The sequence below is a fragment of the Paenibacillus sp. AD87 genome (assembly GCF_001659845.1).
Classification (GTDB): Bacteria; Bacillota; Bacilli; order Paenibacillales; family Paenibacillaceae; genus Paenibacillus; species Paenibacillus marchantiae.
Genome location: NZ_LXQN01000007.1, coordinates 3,509,182 through 3,529,389, shown reverse-complemented (window position 1 = coordinate 3,529,389; position 20,208 = coordinate 3,509,182). Strand labels below are relative to the sequence as shown.

Here is a 20,208-nt window from a genome sequence, read left to right as displayed (position 1 = left end):
CTTGTGAGTCGATCCATTGAACTTGGGGCTTCGAAATCGTTTATGTTGAACCAGCTATGGATATGACTGAACGTAGAGTTAAAGTCTCACAGGTGGTTCGTAGTAGTCGCTGTACATCATGCGTGTATCGATGTGTTCACAGGCGAGTGCATATGCTGCCTGAGCTTGTACATCCAGTTCCAACTGGTTATGGACAAAGGTTGATGGTTTCAGCAGAACGGGCAGAGAAGCCGTCTTTTTCATCTGTTTCAAAAGGCCCTGCCCTTGTGCATTAAACCCGAGCACTCGAAGATACGCTGGCCCTTCAGCCAGCTTCTCGGGCGAACATTCGGCCTTGGTATGATTCAGCAGGATATGGGTCAGCAAGCGCTGTAGCTTTGTGCGTGTGTACCGTTTCGTTTTAAGTGCGTTCAGCAACGCCTCGACTGAAGGCTCCGGGAGCTGAGCAAGTGTACGGCTCAGCCTGTGTTCGAGTCCTTCCGTGACTTCGGCGATCTGCTCCAGCTCGGAGGCACGACGTGTGGCCGCGATGTGCATCAGCGGCTGTGCAAAGCGCTCCCAGTGCACGGGAGCGCGGCCTTCCTGCCATTCGCGCCGCAGAATGGCAAGGGTTGCCGCCGGCACGTATGGCGCGGCGGCTTCGGGCCCGTCCGCCATCAGCAGGCGGCGGACGGCGGTTGCACTGGCGATCGCCCCCGGTCCGGGCGTCGCCTCATGATACGCGGCACCGGTACGCGCCGCCGTATAGGGCTTGATCGCGCTGCCCAGCCGTTGCAGCGCGATCAGGTAATGCAGCCCAAGCGAATTGTTGGGCTGCCCCAGCAGTGCAGCGGCGTCGTCTGCATCGACGCCGCCAGGCGCCAGCGCTGCCACCGCACCTGCGTACGCGGCGGGGTAGCTGGCGCCTTCCCGCAGGCGGCGCGCGATATCCTCGCGCAGCCCTGCGGGCTCCACAGCCAGCACGCGCGCAATGCGCTGCAGGCTGTCCAGGTCGCCGGACTCGCTGCCAAAGCAGAGCGAGTCCACCACGCCTGTGCGGTGCAGAAGTGACACCGCACCAAAGGCGAACCACTCGGCCGGTTGTACAGCATAGGCAACCGGCAGTTCAAGCACAAGATCGGCGCCAGCATGCAGCGCCATCTCAGTGCGTGCCCTTTTGCCCACGATGGCGGGTTCGCCGCGCTGGAGGAAAGGGCCGCTCATCACAGCCACAACAACGTCTGCTCCACTGAGCCGCCTTGCTTCACTCAGATGGTAGACATGTCCGTTATGTAAAGGGTTATATTCAACAATGACGCCAACGGCTTTCATATGAGAACGCGCTCCTTTCGGTAAATATTCAAATGGGGATCAATCTTTCTCTTCCTAGCCCGATAATATGTGAGCTCATCTTGTTCCATAATAGGACATGGATATACCTTTGTTCAAATCATATCGCAGTGTGTACAACGAAAAAGAAAAGAATCCTTCAGATCGATATAGCCCGAACCCGCCTTCAAAATGCATGACTTGTAGTTTAACTTACAGTAAGCCTATAATGTATCAGAGATCGAATGCGGATTAGGATCGTCAATTTCAAAAAGGGTGTAAAGTTAAAAGTGTTGACAAACGTCTTGAAAAATCGGTATAATGATTTTTGTTTGTTAAGTCAATTTCATAATACTTTTAACGATGAATCGTCAGATTACATACAGTCAGGAATTTGATGTGTTGCAAGAGTCAGGTTTGACCTGTATAACTGTCGTTAGGCGTTTAACTTTAATTATGAGATTGGTTTCGTTTGGAGTGATGGGAAATGTTAATGCCATTTCGCAAAGTGGCTACCAGTGATGGTCCCCTGAAGTTTAATGAACAGTGGGATATCAAGGAACTGGTTTCTAACCGACAAGATATCACAGCCGTTACCCCGCTGACTGCAGATTTATCTGCAGAATTCAGAGAGGGAGACGTTGTGGATGTTCATGGCAAGCTGACAGCAGGAGTGGACATGTTGTGCTCCCGGTGTCTTAAGCCGATTAATGAACATTTTCATATTGATTTTCATGAGCAATTCAAGAAGGGAAAGCAGCCAGAGGAATTGCACGAAGACGACGATACTTTCTATGTGGATGGAGATAGCGTTGATCTGAAGGGTTATGCTGAGGAAGCTTTTCTGCTGAATCTTCCGTTTATACCGCTGTGTAGCGATACATGCAAAGGGTTATGCCCCAAGTGTGGCCATGAGCTGAACGAAGGTGACTGCGGTTGTGATAACCAAGTTATCGATCCGCGGCTTGCAGGGCTCAAGGATTTTTTTAAATGAGCATGATTGAAAATCGAACATTGTAACAACTACCTGCAAAGGTTTATTTTGATAAGGAGGTGGGAATAATGGCAGTACCTCAACGGAGAACATCCAAGACGCGTCGCGACAAACGTCGCACTCACTTTAAATTGGCAGTACCGGGTATGGTGAAATGTGAACAATGTGGCGAGCTGAAGCTTAGTCACCACGTATGCAAAGTGTGCGGAACGTACAAAGCAAGAGAGATCATCTCTCAATAATAGCTAGACATCAAGTAGCACTTCATTTCGATGAGGTGCTACTTTTTTTAGACTATAGCATCGCAAAAATGACTACCTTTACCTGTATTCTATCTTCGTGAATATAGTTCAATATACGTTTTTTGATATTTTAGTAAGGCTCGCTACTGGTTGTGTTCGGGACTGTGAAGCCAGGCTCCGCAAGGCAGGATTGTTTTTGTTCAGCCAGCCTTTCTTTTTGACACGGGATGAGATATACTATAGTTTAGTACCAGGTTCTAAGATTTGACGTTACATAAACATGAACCATGATTCTTGTGAGAACGACCCTGCTGAACAGGGATGCAACTATAGAAGCAACGTGAAAGAGTATTGAACTGACCGGATTGGGCGGTTCCTTAAACGATACAGCGGGGGGTGTCAGGCATCGAACGTGTACCGAAGAGACAGAGGCAGCAGCAGTTAACCAAAATGATCGAAGACAACCCGTTTGTGACGGATCAGGAACTTACACGCCAATTGAAGGTGAGTATTCAGACGATTCGTCTCGACAGACTGGAGCTTGGGATTCCCGAGCTTCGGGAGCGGATGAAACTGATGGCGGAGCGTTCCTATGATCAGGTGCGTTCCTTACCCCTGCATGAGATTATCGGTGATATTGTGGACTTGCAACTGGACAAGAGCGGGATTTCCTTGTTTGAGATTAAGGAAGAACACGTATTTTCGAGAACGGGCATTGCTCGGGGACACTATGTTTTTGCACAGGCCAACTCGTTGGCTGTGGCCGTTATTAATGACGAGATTGCACTGACGGCGTCCGCAGACATTCGTTTTGTTCGTTCGGTTCATTTGGCCGAGAAATGTATTGCGAAGGCCTATGTGAGATCGATTCCGGGTCAAAAGGGCAAAGCCAAAGTAGAAGTGTTCACTTATGTGGGTGAAGAAATGGTGTTTCAAGGCAACTTTGTAATCTACCATTCAGGTGGAGAAGACAGCGTAGAAGGAGGTCATTTGGGATGAAAATCGTCATTGATGCCATGGGAGGCGATAACGCACCTGCGGCAACAGTAGAAGGTGCGATCGCCGCGGCTACGGAATGGGCGGATACACAGATCGTCCTGGTCGGCGATGAAGCCAAGCTGGAACCTCTTCTGAGTCAGTCAGGCGCCAAACCTGCTAATCTGACTATTCGGCATGCTTCCGAAGTGATCGGTTCGGATGATGAACCGGTAAAGGCAGTCCGTCGTAAGAAGGATGCCTCCATGGTGGTTGCAGGTCGTATGCTTAAGGAAGGCGAAGCAGACGCCATGATCTCTGCGGGCAATACCGGAGCACTGATGACAGCCGGCTTGCTTGTAGTAGGTCGTATGGAAGGTATTGAGCGCCCGGCGCTTGCACCCATGATTCCAACGATCGATGATGTGGGTGTACTTGCACTTGATCTTGGTGCGAATATGGATGCCAAACCGGAACACCTCGCACAGTATGGTCTGATGGGGAGCTTGTATCGGCAAAAAGTGCAGGGAATTGCGTCCCCAAGAGTGGGCCTGCTCAATGTGGGAACGGAGCCCGGTAAGGGGAATGAGTTGACCAAACATGCCTATCCGTTGCTGGAGCAACTTCCGATTCGTTTTGTTGGTAACGTAGAGGCCCGTGATGTGCTTACAGGTGCGTGTGATGTGCTTGTATGTGATGGATTTGCCGGAAATATATTGCTGAAATCGCTCGAAGGCACAGCAGGTGCCATTTTCGCTCTGCTTAAGGAACAATTCTCATCATCGCTCAAAAGCAAACTGGCTGCTGCTGTGCTCATGCCTGAGCTGCGCGGTTTGAAACGGAAACTGGATTATACCGAGCATGGTGGTGCACCACTCCTCGGTTTGAGCAGACTTGTGGTGAAAAGTCATGGATCGGCTGATGGCAATGCCATCAAAAATGCTGTGCGCCAAGCACGGATTGCAGTACAGAACCAGCTGGTGGAGAGCATATCTAAGGAAATTAGCGGGAAGTGAGTGAAGACATGAATAATTTGCGCCCGGTAGGGGTTATCGGTACTGGTAAATATGTACCTGAGAAAATTTTGACAAACAGCGATTTGGAGAAAATGGTCGATACGAATGATGAGTGGATCGTCAGTCGTACAGGAATCAAGGAGCGTCACATCGCTGCACCGGATCAGGCGACTTCAGATCTGGCATACGAGGCAGCGATCAAAGCACTTGAGTCTGCTGGCATGACTGGCAGCGATCTTGATCTGATTATTGTGGCAACTATTACACCGGATTCTTCATTCCCTTCTACTGCTTGTATTTTGCAAGATAAGCTTGGTGCCAAGGGCGCTGCGGCATTTGACTTGTCTGCTGCCTGCTCCGGATTTGTATACGGTCTGGCAACAGCAACGAGCTTTATCCAAAGCGGCATGTACAACAATGCACTTGTTATTGGTGCAGATTGCTTGTCTCGCATTACTGACTATACCGACCGTAATACCTGTGTGCTGTTTGGCGATGGCGCCGGTGCGGTTATCGTTGGTGAAGTGCCGGAAGGCCGTGGATTTAAATCATTCGATCTCGGAGCTGAAGGTGCGGGCGGAAGCCTGCTTCAAATGGAAGGCGGAGGTTCCCGTCTGCCTGCATCCGTAGAAACGGTTGAGAACAAAAAACATTATATTTACATGAATGGCCGTGAAGTGTTTAAATTTGCAGTACGGGTGATGGGTACAGCGACGATCGAAGTTCTGCGCAAGGCTGGCCTGGAACGTACGGACGTGGATCTGTTTGTTCCTCACCAAGCCAATATCCGGATTATCCAATCTGCAATGCAGCGACTTGAGCTTCCTGAAGAGAAAGTTGTAGTCAACGTGGATAAATACGCCAACACATCTGCAGCCTCCATTCCGCTTGCTCTGGTAGAAGCTGCTGAAGAAGGCCGCATGAAAGCCGGAGATACTGTGCTTATGGTTGGTTTCGGTGGCGGATTGACGTGGGGCGCATCAGTACTCGTTTGGTAAACTAGACAGCTGGGAGAGATGAATTGGATGGGTAAAATAGCATTTGTATTTCCCGGACAGGGATCGCAGGCTGTGGGCATGGCCAAGGACGCGTATGAGTCTGTGCCTGCGGCAACAGAGATTTTTCGCACAGCCGATGAAACGCTAGGTTTCGCGCTGAGCAATCTTGTTTTTGAGGGACCAGAGACCGAGTTGAAACAGACATCGAATACACAACCGGCTCTGTTGACAGCAAGTATTGCATTGCTTGAGGCTTTTAAAGAAAAAGGAATTCAGCCTGATTATACGGCCGGACACAGTCTGGGTGAATACAGTGCACTGGTCGCGGCGGGCGTTCTTTCGTTCGCGGACGCGGTAAGCATTGTGCGGGCACGCGGTCAATATATGGAACAGGCTGTTCCTGGTGGACAGGGTGCAATGGCTGCGGTATTGGGTGCGGATCGGGAAGCGCTGGGGGTGCTTTGCCGAGACGTATCCGAAAGTGGTCATGCGGTTGAACTTGCCAACATCAACTGTCCGGGACAAATCGTGATTTCCGGTGTGAAGGAAGGGGTAGCTGCTGTCGCTGAACGGGTCAAGGAAGCGGGCGGCAAACGTGCCATCACACTTGAAGTAAGCGGTCCGTTCCATTCTTCCTTAATGAAGGATGCAGCAGAGAAGCTGGCTGAGAAACTGAAAACTGTTTCGTTCTCACCTGGGGATGTCCCTGTAGTTGCGAATGTGACTGCAAGACCTGTGGAGGACGGTAAGGTTCAGGATTTGTTGACAGCTCAGGTCTATTCTCCGGTTTTATGGGAAGACAGTGTGACATGGCTTATTGAGCAAGGTGTCGATACCTTTATCGAGATTGGTTCTGGCAGTGTGTTAACAGGTTTGATTAAAAAAACAGATAAAACCGTTAAACTGTACAATGTGAACAGTCTTGAGACGCTTGAAGCAACTGCAGCTGCACTAATTTGATTAACCATGATTAGATTTGGGGAAAGGAGGAATGATTATGTCTAAACCATTACACGGCAAAAATGCGCTTGTTACCGGTGCATCCCGTGGTATTGGGCGCAGTATTGCACTCGCTTTGGCCGAGGCTGGCGCCAACGTGGCCGTGAATTATGCGGGCAGTCAAGCGGCAGCTGAGGAAGTAGCGGAAGCGATTCGTGCCAAAGGTGTCCAGGCAATTACGATTCAAGCGAATGTGGGCCAGATGGACGAAGCCGAACAAATGGTCAAAGCTACGATTGAGGCATGGGGCAATGTTGATATTCTTGTCAACAATGCTGGAATTACCCGTGATAATCTGATCATGCGTATGAAAGAAGAGGAATTTGATCAGGTGATCGAAACCAACCTCAAAGGGGTGTTTAACTGTCTTAAGGCGGTTACACGTCCAATGATGAAGCAACGGTCTGGTAGAATTATCAATATCTCCTCTGTTGTGGGCGTGCTCGGAAATGCTGGACAAGCAAACTATGTTGCTGCCAAGGCAGGGGTCATCGGTTTGACGAAGGCATCTGCTCGTGAGCTTGCCTCCCGCGGCATCACAGTTAACTGCGTTGCACCAGGATTTATTGAGACCGATATGACGAAGGAATTGTCCCAGGAGATCGTTGACAACATGTTGAACGGTATTCCGTTATCCCGTCTGGGCCAACCGGATGAAATCGCCGGTGTTGTCACGTTCCTGGCTTCAGAAGCTTCATCTTATATGACAGGGCAGACACTGCATGTTGATGGTGGCATGTACATGTAATTCTTCCCGGACTTGAACAATAGTCGGGGAACAGGCGCTGGACGATCCGAAATGCCGGAAAAAGGCCGGGTTCCCCGGCCGGGAGCCGCATATGTCTTCTATGGCATTTTGCCTGCGATTCTCGTATAATACCAAGGAGGAGGTGAACCGGATGTCCGATGTATTGGAGCGTGTAAAACGCATCGTCGTCGACCGCTTGGGCGCAGACGAAGCTGAAGTTACACTTGAAGCATCTTTCAAAGAAGATTTGGGTGCTGATTCTTTGGATGTAGTGGAATTGGTCATGGAATTGGAAGATGAATTCGATTTGGAAATCTCTGATGAAGATGCAGAAAAAATCACGACCGTAGGTGAAGTTGTAAACTACATACAATCTCATACCTAAAGTCAATTCAGTCCCGCACCTGTTTTCGAACAGGCGGGACTTCTCATCATTCATTGGTTTTTCTCATTCCGCAAGCGGCGCTGGTCAAACGGATCTCCGGGTCCTGCTTGGCTAGACGTCTGCTTGCGGATGTTCCCACAAAATAATTGCGTAATGCAGTCGATATAGAGGTGAGTCGGTTTGAAACAAAGAGTTGTAATTACCGGAATGGGCGTAATGACATCGCTCGGAAAAGATTTGGAAACGTTCTGGGGCAGTTTAATGGCAGGCAAGTCCGGAATCTCTCAGATTGAGGCGTTTGATGTAAGTGAATACACCACTCAAATTGCAGCCGAGATCAAGGATTTCAACCCGGAAGAATACATGGAACGCAAAGATGCACGTAAAATGGACCGTTTTGTTCAGTTCGCTGTAGCAGCTGGTTTCAAAGCCGTTGAAGACAGTGGTCTGAAAATTGACGAGAACATTGATGCAGAGCGTTTTGGTGTGTCGATCGGATCGGGTATCGGTGGATTGGGTACTTGGGAGGACCAACATAATGCATTGCTGCAAAAAGGTCCTAAACGCGTAAGCCCATTTTTCATTCCGATGATGATCTCCAACATGGCTTCTGGCCAGATGTCGATTTCTCTCGGGGCGAAAGGTCCTAACATCAACGTGGTAACGGCATGTGCTACAGGAACACACTCCATTGGAGATTCCTTCAAGCTGATTGCAAACGGTGATGCGGATGCAATGATTTGTGGCGGTGCGGAAGCAACCATTAGACCAACTGGTCTGGCTGGGTTCTGTGCAATGCGTGCCATGTCTACACGTAATGATGATCCGGCTAAGTCGAGCCGTCCTTTTGATACAGAACGTGACGGGTTTGTTATGGGCGAGGGCGCGGGAGTTCTGATCCTTGAATCCCTTGAACATGCTCAAAAACGTGGTGCTCGTATTTATGGCGAAGTAATTGGTTACGGTCTCACTGGCGATGCACATCACATGACGGAGCCTGATCCGGATGGAGCAGCTCGTTGCATGAAGATGGCTCTGCGTAATGCGGGTATCGAACCAGAAGAAGTGGACTATATCAATGCACACGGTACATCAACACCTGTAGGTGACAGATCCGAAACGCTTGCGATCAAAAAAGCGTTTGGCGATCATGCGTACAAGCTTGCTGTAAGTTCAACCAAATCGATGACAGGTCATATGCTTGGTGCTGCTGGTGGCGTGGAAGCCGTAATCTGCGGATTGTCGCTGACACATCAGACGCTTGCTCCAACAATCAACCTGGAAAATCAGGACCCGGAATGTGATCTGGATTATGTTCCAAACGTTCCACGTCAAACTAAAGTCAACATTGCCATGTCCAATTCATTTGGGTTCGGCGGTCACAATGCCACCATTATTCTCAAAAAATTTGAAGCATAAGGGGCTAGTTCGTTTGAGTGAAGATCTGAAGCAGTTACAACACAAACTTCAAATCAAATTTGACAACAGGCAGCTTTTAAAACAAGCGTTTACCCATGCTTCTTATGTAAACGAACACCGGTTCAGTCAGCATCAGGATAACGAGCGTCTGGAGTTTCTGGGCGATGCGGTACTGGAACTGACTGTGTCGGAATACTTGTATCACTTGTTTCCTAACCGGCCGGAAGGTGAATTAACTAAGCTGCGGGCATCCATTGTCTGCGAGCCTTCCCTCGTCAAATTTGCTGAAGCGTTGGGTTTTGGGCAGTATGTACTTCTTGGTAAAGGTGAGGAACTGACGGGAGGACGAACTAGACCGGCTTTGTTAGCGGATGTGTTTGAATCTTTCATCGGTGCATTATATCTGGATCAGGGATTGGCGCCTGTCCGGACATTTCTGGATCAGCATGTATTTCCGTTGATCGTTCTGGGCAGCAAATTGCAAATGAGCGATTACAAAACGGAATTGCAGGAACTCACTCAGCATCACAATATGGGAGCTCTGGAATACCGTATTGTTGAGGAACGGGGCCCTGCCCATGAACGGGAGTTTGTCTCCGAGGTCCATATGGGTCAAGAACGGCTTGGCAGAGGTACAGGACGTTCCAAAAAGGAAGCCGAACAACAGGCTGCATCCGCAGCACTGGATCGACTGAAGCTTCCGGAAGCCTGAGCTTTACCGTAAGCGCATAGACAAACGAAGAGCAAAGAGCAGCCCGCGGGTCCGCCTGGCGGAATTTATCGGCCGGACTGCTTTTTGCTCTTTTTTTTGTAAAGGGGTTCAGGGCTAGCTGCTCCTGTTAGTTTAACTATAGAAGTTGAACCTAAGTTTTACACCAAAACGGAGAGGACAGAAATAACCTGAAGAAGCGGAGCTAAAAGCTTTCTGCAAGAAAGCTACATCGGAAGCATACGCTTCGCCTTTATCCCCGGATTTTCCCTTTTTAAAAGGAATCAAAAAAATCTGGGGATAACAGCGATCGGAAGGTTGTTCTGTCATCGAAGTGGCAAGTGTAAATAGGCGCTGAATGCAACATTTGAAATTTGCAAGAGGAGGTGACGGGAAACCCTATGTTTTTGAAACGGATTGAACTGGGTGGATTCAAGTCATTCGCCGACAAAACGGAAATGGAATTCGTTCGTGGCATAACCGCTGTTGTGGGCCCGAACGGAAGTGGCAAAAGTAACATTTCAGACGGCATACGCTGGGTTCTTGGGGAACAAAGCGCCAAATCACTGCGTGGTGGCAAGATGGAAGATATCATTTTTGCCGGCAGTGATGCACGGAAGGCTGTTAATTATGGTGAAGTTTCGTTGACGCTGGATAACGAAGATCATGCGCTTGCTTTGGATTTTGGTGAAGTAACGGTAACGCGTCGTGTACATCGCAGCGGAGACAGTGAATATTTTATCAACAAACAGTCGTGTCGGTTGAAGGATATTACGGAATTGTTTATGGATACCGGGATCGGCAAGGAAGCTTACTCGATTATTGGACAGGGACGAATCGAAGAGATTCTGAGTACCCGTTCAGAGGATCGCAGGGGGATCTTTGAAGAGGCATCAGGTATTGTTAAATATAAATCTCGCAAACGGGATGCTACTCGCAAACTGGATGAGACGGAACAGAATTTGTTGCGCATTCATGACCTGGTCACCGAGCTGGAAGACCAGATTGGTCCGTTAAAGGAACAATCGGAGAAAGCAATCCACTACAAGGAATTGCGTGGACAGCTGAAATCACAGGAAATCTCTATGTATGTGTATCAGATTGAACAAATTCACGCTTCCTGGAGTAAAGCAAACCAACGACTTGAATCATTGAAAGAGGAAGAAGTCGGATTGGCGGCTATCGTCTCCACTCATGATGCCAAGCTGGAAAGTGACCGGAATGCGCTGCGTACTCTGGAGACGGAGACGGAACAGCTGCAATCGGCCTTATTGCAATTCAGTGAAGCAACGGAGAAAAGCGAAGGGCTTGGGGAACTGCTCAAGGAGCGTTCGCGTCATCTGCAGACGAATCAGGAACAGCTTAAAGTAACGCTTGCAGCGAGTGAAGAGAGACATCGGGAGCGTGAAGCCGAGTTACTTGCATTACGCGAAAAGTTTGCCAAGCTTGAACTGGAATTGAGTGACGTTAGAAACCGCCTATCCGAAGAAGAGGCCAAACTTATCGGTGTTACTGGCGGCATTAGCCAACAGCAGGAGGAAAGCCTTAAGGGCAACTTGCTGGAACTGATGAATCAGATGGCTCAGACACGAAATGAAATTCGTTACGCGGACCAACAGAAAGAAACGTTGGAACGGCGAATGAATCGCGCGACTGAGGAATCCGGCAAGTGGGAAGGCCAGAAGGAAACGTTGGAAGCCCGCAAAACGGAGATTGAGAAAAAAGTTATTCGTTTAGGCAAGGAAATCAGTGATCTGCGCGGTGGTTATATTACGGAAAGTGAACGTCTCCAATCGTTGCAGAAGCTGCTCGAAGAAAGCCGGGGAACTGTCCGGAAATGGGAACAGAAGCGTGAAGCCCAGGTCTCCCGTCGCGATACAATGAAAGAAATGCAGGATGATTTTGACGGTTTCATGTTGGGTGTCAAAGAAGTTCTTAAGGCATCACGAAAAGGTACACTGAACGGGGTTCATGGAGCCGTTGCAGAGCTCGTTAAAGTGCCTGAGAAGATCGAACTTGCGGTAGAGACAGCGATGGGCGCTTCCCTGCAGCATGTCGTCATGGAGAATGAATCGGTTTCCAGACAGGCGATCGCTTTTCTGAAACAACGTCAATTGGGCAGAGCTACGTTCCTCCCGCTGGATGTTATTCGTGCACGTACCATTGGTGCGGGTGAACGTTCGATGATCGAAGGCATGGATGGTTTTGTGGGAATTGGTGCGGATCTCGTACAATACGAAGAACGTTATGCTGCGATCATTGGAAGCTTACTCGGAAATGTCATTATTGCGGAGAAGTTGGAGGATGCCAATAAGATCGCGGCTCGCTGCCAATATCGTTTCCGGGTCGTAACCCTGGAAGGCGATGTGGTTAACGCGGGTGGTTCGATGACTGGTGGTAGCCAGCACAAGAAAAATGTAAGTCTGCTCAGTCGCAAACGGCAACTGGACCAGCTGGACCAGGATATTTTGGATACCGAAAATCAGATCGTAAAACTTCATCGCAGTGTGGATGATGTAAAAACTCAACTGGAGCAGTGCCAGGACAAGCTGGACGAGCTGCGTCAGTCTGGAGACGACACCCGGAATGCAGAACAGCAGGCTTCAATGGAAATGAAGCAGGTTGAGCATGAGCTGCGTCACGTGCTGGAACAGGTTGCCGTAGCCGGGCAGGAGAAGAGTGGCTTTACCGAAGAAATCAAAGAGATGGATACAGCTCGCGATGTCGCCGTGAAGAAGCTGGAGCAGCTTGAGGAAGAAGAGAAGGCAACTCATAGGGCCATTCATGCCGCAGAATTTGCGCGTAAAGCGAATGAATCGGCGAAGGAGGAATTGCAGACCCAACTCACTGATCTGAAAGTCCGAGAGGGGAAACTGGATCAGGAACGATTCTCCAACGAGGAACAATTGCGTCGTCTGGAGCGCGAAGTGGATTCACTGGTGAAGGATCTTCGTCAAAATCGCACGTTGCTGGCCTCCATGGAAGCCGATCTGAAGAAAACAGAGACTGAGAGTGTTAAACAGATTGAAGATCTTAACCAATACAAGTTGAAAAAAGCGGAATCTGCACAGGAACTGGACTTCAAGCGTGCTGCCCGAAGCGAGCTGTCGAAGAAGCTTGAGCTTGCCGAGAGTGAAACGAAGGAACAACGCACACAGCTGAAAGCTGTGGAGGAACAGATGCGACAAACGGAAATTTCCGTGAACAGACTTGATGTGGAGTTGGAAAATATTCTGCGCAAACTGATGGATGAGTATGAGCTCGGCTATGAACTCGCCAAAGAGCGTTATCCAGTACCGGAAGATGTGGAGAGTACACAAGCTGAGGTTCAGAAACTGAAGCGCAGCATTGCAGCTCTTGGCGACGTCAATCTGGGAGCCATCGAGGAATTCCAGCGGGTTAACGAACGGTATGAGTTCCTCAGCACGCAGAAGAATGACCTGGTTGAAGCCAAAACAACGTTATATCAGGTTATTCGAGAGATGGAAGACGAGATGGCCAAACGATTCAAGGCAACATTTGATGCGATTCGCCGGGAATTTGGCGCTGTCTTCACCAAGCTGTTTGGCGGAGGGCGCGCGGATCTTGTATTGATGGACCCTGAGCGTTTGCTCGATACGGGCATTGATATCGTCGCACAGCCACCAGGCAAAAAGCTGCAAAACCTGCAGCTATTATCCGGTGGGGAACGAGCGTTGACCGCGATGGCACTCTTATTCGCTATTCTGCATGTTAAGCCGGTACCGTTCTGCGTACTGGATGAAGTGGAAGCGGCGCTGGATGAAGCCAACGTGGTGCGTTTTGCCCAGTATTTGCGTGAGTTCTCGGAACAAACACAATTCATCGTTGTTACACATCGCAAAGGCACAATGGAAGAAGCGGATGTGCTGTATGGTGTCACGATGGAAGAGGGCGGAGTATCCAAGCTTGTTTCGGTTAAACTGGAAGATGAGGAAGCTGTCATTGCCTAATCTTTGAGTTGGTTGTCACGCATGAACTCATCTAATATCATTTAAACTAAGAAATGTACACGATGGAGGGGCTTTATGAGTTTTTTTAAAAAGCTGAGAGACAGCATTGCAAGCAAAACGGAGTCGGTTACCAAACAGTTCAAGGACGGGTTGGAAAAGACGCGTAAAGGCCTTGTAGAGAAAGTGTCGGATCTCGTTATCCGTCGCAAAAAAATCGACGAGGAATTCTATGAAGAATTGGAAGAGATTCTGATTGGAGCCGACGTAGGTGTCAATACGGTCATGAAACTGATTGAAGATCTGCGTGATGAGGTTAAAAAACGCAAAATTGAGGATGCGGCTGAACTACAGCCTGTACTGTCCGAAAAACTGACGGGTTTGCTTCGTGGTGAGCAGAATAATGAACTGAAAATGAATCCGGATGGAATTACGGTTATTTTGTTTGTTGGTGTTAATGGTGTTGGTAAAACAACAACGATTGGTAAACTGGCTCATCGTTTCAAACAGCAAGGCAAAAAGGTCATCATGGCAGCAGGTGACACGTTCCGTGCCGGAGCGATTGAGCAACTCGAAGTATGGGGACAACGCGCTGGTGTGGATGTCATCAAGCAACAGTCAGGTTCTGACCCTGCCGCTGTTATGTACGATGCGGTGCAGGCTGCGAAGCAACGGGGTGCTGATGTATTGCTCTGTGATACCGCAGGCCGTCTGCAAAATAAATCCAATCTAATGGACGAACTCAACAAAATCTATCGTGTCATTCAACGTGAAATTCCGGAAGCACCTCATGAAGTATTAATGGTGCTGGATGCAACTACAGGTCAGAATGCACTGAATCAGGCCAAACTCTTCGGAGAGAAGAGCGGGGTAACTGGACTTGTACTGACGAAGCTGGATGGTACCGCCAAAGGTGGTATTGTTGTTGCCATTCGCCAGGAGTTGGATCTGCCTGTGAAGCTGGTCGGACTTGGTGAGAAAATTGATGATCTGCAGCCTTTCGACTCGGAGCAATTCGTGCATGCGTTGTTTGCCGGATTGATTCAAGAACAGCCAGCTGAAAGTGCTGAAGAAGAGGAAGCTAATTCCTAGAACCATTAATAAATAGGATGAATGAATAGCGCAACCGTATTGCCAGTGATATACGTGATAAGTGTCACGTGTAATGTCACTGGCAATACGTGTATAATGGGAATAAAGAAGGCAAGGCTAAAGGGCTAGAAAGGACGGTTGATATGGCCAATACCTACACCTATTCCCGCCGTGAGGAAGTCGCCAATGCGGTGACTCATGGAATTGGCGCTGCACTCAGTGTAGCTGCACTAGTGCTGTTGATTGTATTTTCGAGTATGAAAGGCACGGCTTGGCATGTGGTCAGTTTCACGATCTACGGGATCACCATGCTGCTGCTCTATACGAGCTCTACACTCGTGCATGCATGGAAAGATGGAAAAATGAAAGATTTATTTGAGATTTTCGACCATTCTTCCATTTATTTGTTTATTGCGGGATCGTACACTCCGCTTTTGTTTATTGCTGTTCGGGGCACACTTGGTTGGACCCTGTTCGGTGTAATCTGGGGAATTGCATTATTCGGCGTGATCTTTAAGGCGTTTTTTACAAAAAGGTTTCTATTCATGTCCACGATTTTCTATATTGCAATGGGCTGGCTCATCGTTATTGCCTGGCAACCGCTTATGGCTGCCATTCCTACAGGAGGAATCGTGCTGCTGGTTGCTGGAGGTTTGATGTATACACTGGGTACGCTTTTTTATGTGTGGCGTGGGTTTCCGTACCACCATGCGATTTGGCATCTCTTTGTGTTGGCAGGCAGTATTCTTCATTTCTTTATGGTACTGCTGTACCTGACACCACTTCGCTAGAACACGGTAGATAGCGTAAAACGAATCGGCTCCATCTGTGGAGACCCATTCGTTTTTTGTTCTATATAAAGGATACAGCAGGTCGTATTCAACTATAGAGGAATGGCTAAGATCAACCGTGTAGGCACGAAAAATGAGTGCAAAATGAACGTTTTTATTGTGACAAGTATTTTTGCTTGACAACCTGAATTGTTTTAGGTATTATTAGGAACGTTGCAAGAGTGTAAAGTGTTTTTCCTTGACGAAGGGAGTGCCCCGTTATGAGTCAAGAAAACCGGCTTGAGAAGACAAACCGGATTAACTTGCTGTTTGCTTTCTATGAACGGTTGCTTACCGAGAAACAGCAGACTTTTCTAAAGTATTACTTTCATGATGATTTCTCGCTGGGCGAGATTGCAGCCGAGTTCGAGATCAGCCGCCAGGCGGTATACGAGCATATCAAGCGTGCCGAACAAGTGCTGGAAAATTACGAAAGCAAGCTTGGCTTGCTGGAGAAGCACGAACGGCGCAACCGTAATCTTGAAGATTTGCAAAATGCATTGGAGCGCGCAGGCGTTTCCATTGATAACAACCAACAAATAAACGATATTATTCATCAGCTCAGAGAATAGTTCTTAAGAGTTGAACGAAACGTATCGGTCCTGAAAACAGTATTACAGCTTAAGGAGGTGGGATCATGGCATTTGAAGGATTAACGACCCGATTGCAGAATGTGTTCAGCAAGCTGCGCGGCAAAGGCAAGGTGTCTGATGAAGATGTTGCCGAAGCTATGCGCGAGGTACGTCTGGCATTGCTCGAAGCGGATGTAAACTTCAAAGTGGTCAAGGAATTCATCGCCAAGGTGAAAGAGAAGGCTGTTGGCAAAGAAGTGATGGAGAGCTTCACGCCAGGAATGGTCATTATCGACATCGTAAACAAGGAACTGACGGATTTGATGGGTGGAAGCCAGTCCAAGCTGGCTAAAGCGAACAAACCGCCTACGGTACTGATGATGGTTGGTTTGCAGGGTGCAGGTAAAACGACCACATCCGGTAAACTGGCTAAAATGCTGCAAAAGCAGAATAGTAGACCGTTGCTTGTTGCAGGAGATATTTATCGTCCAGCAGCGATCAAGCAGTTGCAAGTGCTCGGCGAGCAGATCAAAGCGCCGGTATTCACACTGGGAGATCAGACAAGCCCTGTAGAGATCGCACGTCAGGGTCTGCAGCATGCCAAGGACAACGGCAATGACTATGTCATTATCGATACGGCTGGACGCCTGCATGTCGATGAAGAACTGATGGAAGAGCTTCGTCAGATTCATAGCGTAGTAAATCCCGATGAAGTATTGCTTGTCGTAGACAGCATGACAGGTCAGGATGCAGTTAATGTGGCAGAACACTTTAACCAGCAGCTTAATCTGACGGGTGTCGTTCTGACCAAGCTTGACGGAGATACTCGTGGTGGTGCCGCGCTTTCCGTTAAAGCAGTCACCGGTTGCCCAATCAAGTTTGCTTCCCTTGGTGAGAAACTTGATGCACTGGAACCTTTCCATCCGGAGCGTATGGCTTCACGTATTCTTGGTATGGGTGATATGCTATCTCTGATTGAGAAAGCACAGTCCAACATTGATACCGATAAAGCCAAGGAAATGGAACGGAAGATGCGTAATGCAGAATTTACGTTTGAAGATTTCCTTGAGCAAATGGATCAAGTGAAAAAGCTGGGACCAATCGATCAGATCATGGATATGATTCCTGGTATGGGCAAGATGAAACAAGCCAAGGACCTGAAAGTTGATGATAAACAGATGGGCCGAATCGAAGCGATCGTGTACTCCATGACGACCGAGGAGAAACGTAACCCGGATATGATCAACCATAGCCGCCGGAAGCGGATTGCTACAGGTAGTGGAACATCCCTAGCCGAAGTAAACCGTCTGATCAAGCAGTTTGATGAGATGCGCCGCATGATGAAACAGTTCTCGGATATGATGGGACCTAAAGGCGGCAAGAATAAAGCGATGAAGCAGCTTAAGGGTCTGGGCAAAGGAATGAAGTTTCCTTTCCGTTGATTCCAATGGCAGCTGAACGATATACAGATTTCATTGAAGGAGGTGAATTTTCAAATGGCAGTTCGTATTCGTCTGAAACGTATGGGTGCTCACAAAGCTCCTTTCTACCGCGTAGTGGTATCGGATTCCCGTTCCCCACGTGACGGTCGTTTTATCGAGGAGATCGGTTACTACAACCCGGTTGAACAACCGGCTGTTGTTAAGATCGATGAAGATAAAGCATTGCAATGGCTTCAAAACGGTGCACAAGCATCCGACACTGTCCGCAACTTGCTGAGCAAAGCGGGCGTGATGAAGAAGTTCCACGAGTCTAAATTGACTAAATAAGGTGCTGATTCGGAGGGTCCTCTATGGAAGAATTAGTAAGCATAATTGCTAAGGCTTTGGTCGATCATCCGGAAGATGTGGCGGTTCGGACGGTTGAGAAAGACCGGCTTGTCGTTTATGAGTTAACCGTTCATCCTGACGATGTTGGGAAAGTGATTGGTAAACAGGGACGAATCGCAAAGTCTCTTCGTACAGTCGTCACATCAGCAGCAGTTAAGATGGATAAACGGGTAACCGTCGATATCATATCTTAAAGATATACGAAAGGGGGTTAGGATGCATGTCCTAGCCCCTTTTCGTGCATGCTGAAACTTAAATAATAGGATTGAAATAGCTCGTCAAGTATGATTATCTGCGGAAGTAGTGAAGGGGACGGAATCGATTCTGAAGAAGCGTTAGGATAACAGCGATCCGAAGAAAGATCCGTAACCGGAACGGCCGCAGGGAGATCATCACATATGAGTACCAATATGAATGGATTGTAGGAGGAAAGTATGGCAGAGTTTATGAATGTAGGTAAAATCGTCAATACGCATGGAATTCGTGGCGAGGTGAGAATCATGCCTTTAACTGATTTCCCGGAAGTGCGTTTTGCGAAAAATGCAGAGTTGTTTTTCTTTACACCAGATAATCATCCAGTCATGGTTAACGTGGAATCTGCACGTTTGCATAAGAATATGTATATTCTTCGTCTGAAAGAGTATGGCAACATTAATGAAGTAGAGAAGTTTAAAGGCGGCATGGCCAAAGTGTTAAAAGAGAATCTGGCAGAGCTGGAGGAAGGTGAATACTACTTCCATCAAATCGTTGGGTGTTCTGTCCTCACCGAAGAGGGTGAAACACTTGGAACCATCTCTGAGATTTTGACTCCTGGAGCGAATGATGTATGGGTTGTCAAAACGCCTGCAGGCAAAGAAATTCTGCTCCCGGTTATTGATGATGTTGTTCTTGATGTGGACGTTACAGAGAAGCAAGTCAAGGTTCACCTGATGGAAGGGCTGCTGTAACATGAAAGTGGATGTATTAACCCTATTCCCGGAAATGTTTGACGGTGTGTTCGGAACCAGCATTCTGGGCAAAGCCCAAACCAAAGGGCTTGTGTCTCTGGGAGCAACAAACTTCCGAAATTTTGCGACCAACAAACATAATACAGTTGACGATGCACCTTACGGCGGCGGTGGAGGTATGGTATTAAAGCCAGATCCGATCTTTGCTGCTGTTGAGGATGTATTAGAGCAGCGAGGGGAAGCTGCGGCAACGATGAAACCGCCACGTATTATTCTAATGTGTCCGCAAGGTGAGACGTTCACACAGAAAAAAGCAGAGGAACTTGTACAAGAAGACCATCTGATTTTTATTTGCGGTCATTATGAAGGCTATGATGAGCGTATCCGTGAGTTTCTCGTGACGGACGAATTGTCGATTGGTGATTACGTGCTGACGGGTGGCGAGCTGCCTGCGATGGTTGCGATTGATAGTATTGTACGCCTTATTCCGGGTGTACTTGGTAATGAGACAAGTGCTGTAACGGATTCATTCAGTACCGGATTGCTCGAATACCCGCACTACACACGTCCTCCGGAATTTAGAGGTATGAAGGTGCCCGATATGTTGTTATCTGGACATCATCTGAATATTGAGGCATGGCGCAGGGAGCAGTCATTGCTTCGTACGCTGGAACGTAGACCGGATATGTTGGAGACGGCGGACTTGACGGATAAAGAACGAATTTGGTTAAACAAGCTTCGTTCCGATCGTGAAAAGAATGCAGAGTAATTTGTTGATATCTCGTTTGAGTAAGTAAAATAATCTCATTCGAAAGCTTGAGAGACCAGCCTTGTGATATGAAGGTTGGTCTTTTTCTGTATTGAACACTTTTGCCGCTTTGAACATTTTTGCATGTTCCGAAATAGGGTTGTATAAACTGAAAAATTTCTTTATGGTGATTTCAGCTTTATAAATTGAACTAAACATTTACACGAGAAACGGAGAGGACAGAAATAACCTGAAGAAGCGGAGCTAAAAGCTTTCTGAAAGAAAGCTGCATCGGAAGCATACACCTCGCCTTTATCACCGGATTTTCCCATTTGAAAAAGAATTCAAAAATCTGGGGATAACAGCGATCGGAAGGTGGTTCTGTCATCGGAGTGGTAAGTGTAAATATTCTTTAGTTTAATTTATATA

Annotated in this window: 20 protein-coding genes; 19 read left to right on the top strand and 1 reads right to left on the bottom strand. The window is 48.1% G+C overall.

What is annotated here, in order from left to right; translation table 11 throughout:
• Positions 1-78 precede the first annotated feature (78 nt).
• Entirely contained in the window at positions 79-1,311 is a 1,233-nt protein-coding gene (locus gpAD87_RS15435) for a nucleotidyltransferase (RefSeq protein WP_064639096.1), read from the bottom strand.
• A gap of 484 nt (positions 1,312-1,795) precedes the next feature.
• On the opposite strand from gpAD87_RS15435, the gene gpAD87_RS15430 reads away from it, so the two are divergent.
• The 19 genes from gpAD87_RS15430 (at position 1,796) to trmD (ending at position 19,800) form a co-directional block, all read left to right on the top strand.
• A complete protein-coding gene (locus gpAD87_RS15430; RefSeq protein ID WP_064639095.1) occupies positions 1,796-2,302 on the top strand; it encodes a YceD family protein in 507 nt (168 codons plus the stop codon).
• A 68-nt stretch (positions 2,303-2,370) separates the two neighbouring features.
• Positions 2,371-2,544 (top strand): 50S ribosomal protein L32, encoded by a 174-nt coding sequence (gene rpmF, locus gpAD87_RS15425; protein ID WP_017689233.1) that lies wholly within the window; start codon positions 2,371-2,373, stop codon positions 2,542-2,544.
• A gap of 450 nt (positions 2,545-2,994) precedes the next feature.
• On the top strand, positions 2,995-3,543 hold the full coding sequence (fapR, locus tag gpAD87_RS15420; protein WP_063564670.1) for a transcription factor FapR: 549 nt from the start codon (positions 2,995-2,997) through the stop codon (positions 3,541-3,543).
• On the top strand, positions 3,540-4,535 hold the full coding sequence (gene plsX / locus gpAD87_RS15415) for a phosphate acyltransferase PlsX (protein ID WP_064639094.1): 996 nt from the start codon (positions 3,540-3,542) through the stop codon (positions 4,533-4,535). The genes fapR and plsX overlap by 4 nt, the downstream gene beginning before the upstream one ends.
• Positions 4,536-4,543: 8 nt before the next feature.
• The gene (locus gpAD87_RS15410; protein ID WP_063564927.1) at positions 4,544-5,533 is read left to right on the top strand and encodes a beta-ketoacyl-ACP synthase III; all 990 of its coding nucleotides are present in this window, start codon (positions 4,544-4,546) and stop codon (positions 5,531-5,533) included.
• Between the two features lie 27 nt (positions 5,534-5,560).
• A complete protein-coding gene (fabD, locus tag gpAD87_RS15405; RefSeq protein ID WP_064639093.1) occupies positions 5,561-6,493 on the top strand; it encodes an ACP S-malonyltransferase in 933 nt (310 codons plus the stop codon).
• A gap of 37 nt (positions 6,494-6,530) precedes the next feature.
• Entirely contained in the window at positions 6,531-7,280 is a 750-nt protein-coding gene (fabG, locus tag gpAD87_RS15400) for a 3-oxoacyl-[acyl-carrier-protein] reductase (RefSeq protein WP_064639092.1), read from the top strand.
• 151 nt (positions 7,281-7,431) lie between these two features.
• Positions 7,432-7,665, top strand: a complete 234-nt coding sequence (gene acpP / locus gpAD87_RS15395) for an acyl carrier protein (RefSeq protein ID WP_024630176.1) — start codon at positions 7,432-7,434, stop codon at positions 7,663-7,665.
• Positions 7,666-7,845: 180 nt separating this feature from the next.
• Complete coding sequence (gene fabF / locus gpAD87_RS15390; RefSeq protein WP_064639091.1) at positions 7,846-9,084, top strand: beta-ketoacyl-ACP synthase II; 1,239 nt, start codon at positions 7,846-7,848, stop codon at positions 9,082-9,084.
• A gap of 13 nt (positions 9,085-9,097) precedes the next feature.
• Positions 9,098-9,796 (top strand): ribonuclease III, encoded by a 699-nt coding sequence (gene rnc, locus gpAD87_RS15385; protein ID WP_024630178.1) that lies wholly within the window; start codon positions 9,098-9,100, stop codon positions 9,794-9,796.
• Positions 9,797-10,194: 398 nt separating this feature from the next.
• The gene (smc, locus tag gpAD87_RS15380; RefSeq protein WP_064639090.1) at positions 10,195-13,764 is read left to right on the top strand and encodes a chromosome segregation protein SMC; all 3,570 of its coding nucleotides are present in this window, start codon (positions 10,195-10,197) and stop codon (positions 13,762-13,764) included.
• A gap of 75 nt (positions 13,765-13,839) precedes the next feature.
• Positions 13,840-14,853 (top strand): signal recognition particle-docking protein FtsY, encoded by a 1,014-nt coding sequence (gene ftsY, locus gpAD87_RS15375; RefSeq protein WP_064639089.1) that lies wholly within the window; start codon positions 13,840-13,842, stop codon positions 14,851-14,853.
• A gap of 143 nt (positions 14,854-14,996) precedes the next feature.
• Positions 14,997-15,644 (top strand): PAQR family membrane homeostasis protein TrhA, encoded by a 648-nt coding sequence (gene trhA, locus gpAD87_RS15370; RefSeq protein ID WP_064639088.1) that lies wholly within the window; start codon positions 14,997-14,999, stop codon positions 15,642-15,644.
• Positions 15,645-15,904: 260 nt separating this feature from the next.
• A complete protein-coding gene (locus tag gpAD87_RS15365; RefSeq protein WP_063564663.1) occupies positions 15,905-16,255 on the top strand; it encodes a putative DNA-binding protein in 351 nt (116 codons plus the stop codon).
• Positions 16,256-16,320: 65 nt separating this feature from the next.
• Positions 16,321-17,697, top strand: coding sequence for a signal recognition particle protein (gene ffh / locus gpAD87_RS15360; RefSeq protein ID WP_063564662.1), 1,377 nt, complete (start codon positions 16,321-16,323; stop codon positions 17,695-17,697).
• Between the two features lie 54 nt (positions 17,698-17,751).
• Positions 17,752-18,024 carry a 30S ribosomal protein S16 gene (gene rpsP / locus gpAD87_RS15355; protein ID WP_024630184.1) on the top strand — a complete coding sequence of 91 codons (273 nt, stop codon included), beginning with the start codon at positions 17,752-17,754 and terminating at the stop codon, positions 18,022-18,024.
• Positions 18,025-18,047: 23 nt separating this feature from the next.
• Positions 18,048-18,278: a KH domain-containing protein gene (locus gpAD87_RS15350; protein WP_024630185.1), complete on the top strand. Its 231-nt coding sequence runs from the start codon at positions 18,048-18,050 to the stop codon at positions 18,276-18,278.
• A 240-nt stretch (positions 18,279-18,518) separates the two neighbouring features.
• Positions 18,519-19,031, top strand: coding sequence for a ribosome maturation factor RimM (gene rimM, locus gpAD87_RS15345; protein ID WP_064639087.1), 513 nt, complete (start codon positions 18,519-18,521; stop codon positions 19,029-19,031).
• A gap of 1 nt (position 19,032) precedes the next feature.
• Positions 19,033-19,800 carry a tRNA (guanosine(37)-N1)-methyltransferase TrmD gene (gene trmD / locus gpAD87_RS15340; RefSeq protein ID WP_064639086.1) on the top strand — a complete coding sequence of 256 codons (768 nt, stop codon included), beginning with the start codon at positions 19,033-19,035 and terminating at the stop codon, positions 19,798-19,800.
• Positions 19,801-20,208 lie beyond the last annotated feature (408 nt).

Bases quoted from the DNA above. Each gene is read 5' to 3' on its own strand.
- gpAD87_RS15435 (WP_064639096.1), bottom strand. From the start codon at position 1,311: ATGAAAGCCGTTGGCGTCATTGTTGAATATAACCCTTTACATAACGGA.
- gpAD87_RS15430 (WP_064639095.1), top strand. From the start codon at position 1,796: ATGTTAATGCCATTTCGCAAAGTGGCTACCAGTGATGGTCCCCTGAAG.
- rpmF (WP_017689233.1), top strand. From the start codon at position 2,371: ATGGCAGTACCTCAACGGAGAACATCCAAGACGCGTCGCGACAAACGT.
- fapR (WP_063564670.1), top strand. From the start codon at position 2,995: ATGATCGAAGACAACCCGTTTGTGACGGATCAGGAACTTACACGCCAA.
- plsX (WP_064639094.1), top strand. From the start codon at position 3,540: ATGAAAATCGTCATTGATGCCATGGGAGGCGATAACGCACCTGCGGCA.
- gpAD87_RS15410 (WP_063564927.1), top strand. From the start codon at position 4,544: ATGAATAATTTGCGCCCGGTAGGGGTTATCGGTACTGGTAAATATGTA.
- fabD (WP_064639093.1), top strand. From the start codon at position 5,561: ATGGGTAAAATAGCATTTGTATTTCCCGGACAGGGATCGCAGGCTGTG.
- fabG (WP_064639092.1), top strand. From the start codon at position 6,531: ATGTCTAAACCATTACACGGCAAAAATGCGCTTGTTACCGGTGCATCC.
- acpP (WP_024630176.1), top strand. From the start codon at position 7,432: ATGTCCGATGTATTGGAGCGTGTAAAACGCATCGTCGTCGACCGCTTG.
- smc (WP_064639090.1), top strand. From the start codon at position 10,195: ATGTTTTTGAAACGGATTGAACTGGGTGGATTCAAGTCATTCGCCGAC.
- ftsY (WP_064639089.1), top strand. From the start codon at position 13,840: ATGAGTTTTTTTAAAAAGCTGAGAGACAGCATTGCAAGCAAAACGGAG.
- trhA (WP_064639088.1), top strand. From the start codon at position 14,997: ATGGCCAATACCTACACCTATTCCCGCCGTGAGGAAGTCGCCAATGCG.
- gpAD87_RS15365 (WP_063564663.1), top strand. From the start codon at position 15,905: ATGAGTCAAGAAAACCGGCTTGAGAAGACAAACCGGATTAACTTGCTG.
- ffh (WP_063564662.1), top strand. From the start codon at position 16,321: ATGGCATTTGAAGGATTAACGACCCGATTGCAGAATGTGTTCAGCAAG.
- rpsP (WP_024630184.1), top strand. From the start codon at position 17,752: ATGGCAGTTCGTATTCGTCTGAAACGTATGGGTGCTCACAAAGCTCCT.
- gpAD87_RS15350 (WP_024630185.1), top strand. From the start codon at position 18,048: ATGGAAGAATTAGTAAGCATAATTGCTAAGGCTTTGGTCGATCATCCG.
- rimM (WP_064639087.1), top strand. From the start codon at position 18,519: ATGGCAGAGTTTATGAATGTAGGTAAAATCGTCAATACGCATGGAATT.
- trmD (WP_064639086.1), top strand. From the start codon at position 19,033: ATGAAAGTGGATGTATTAACCCTATTCCCGGAAATGTTTGACGGTGTG.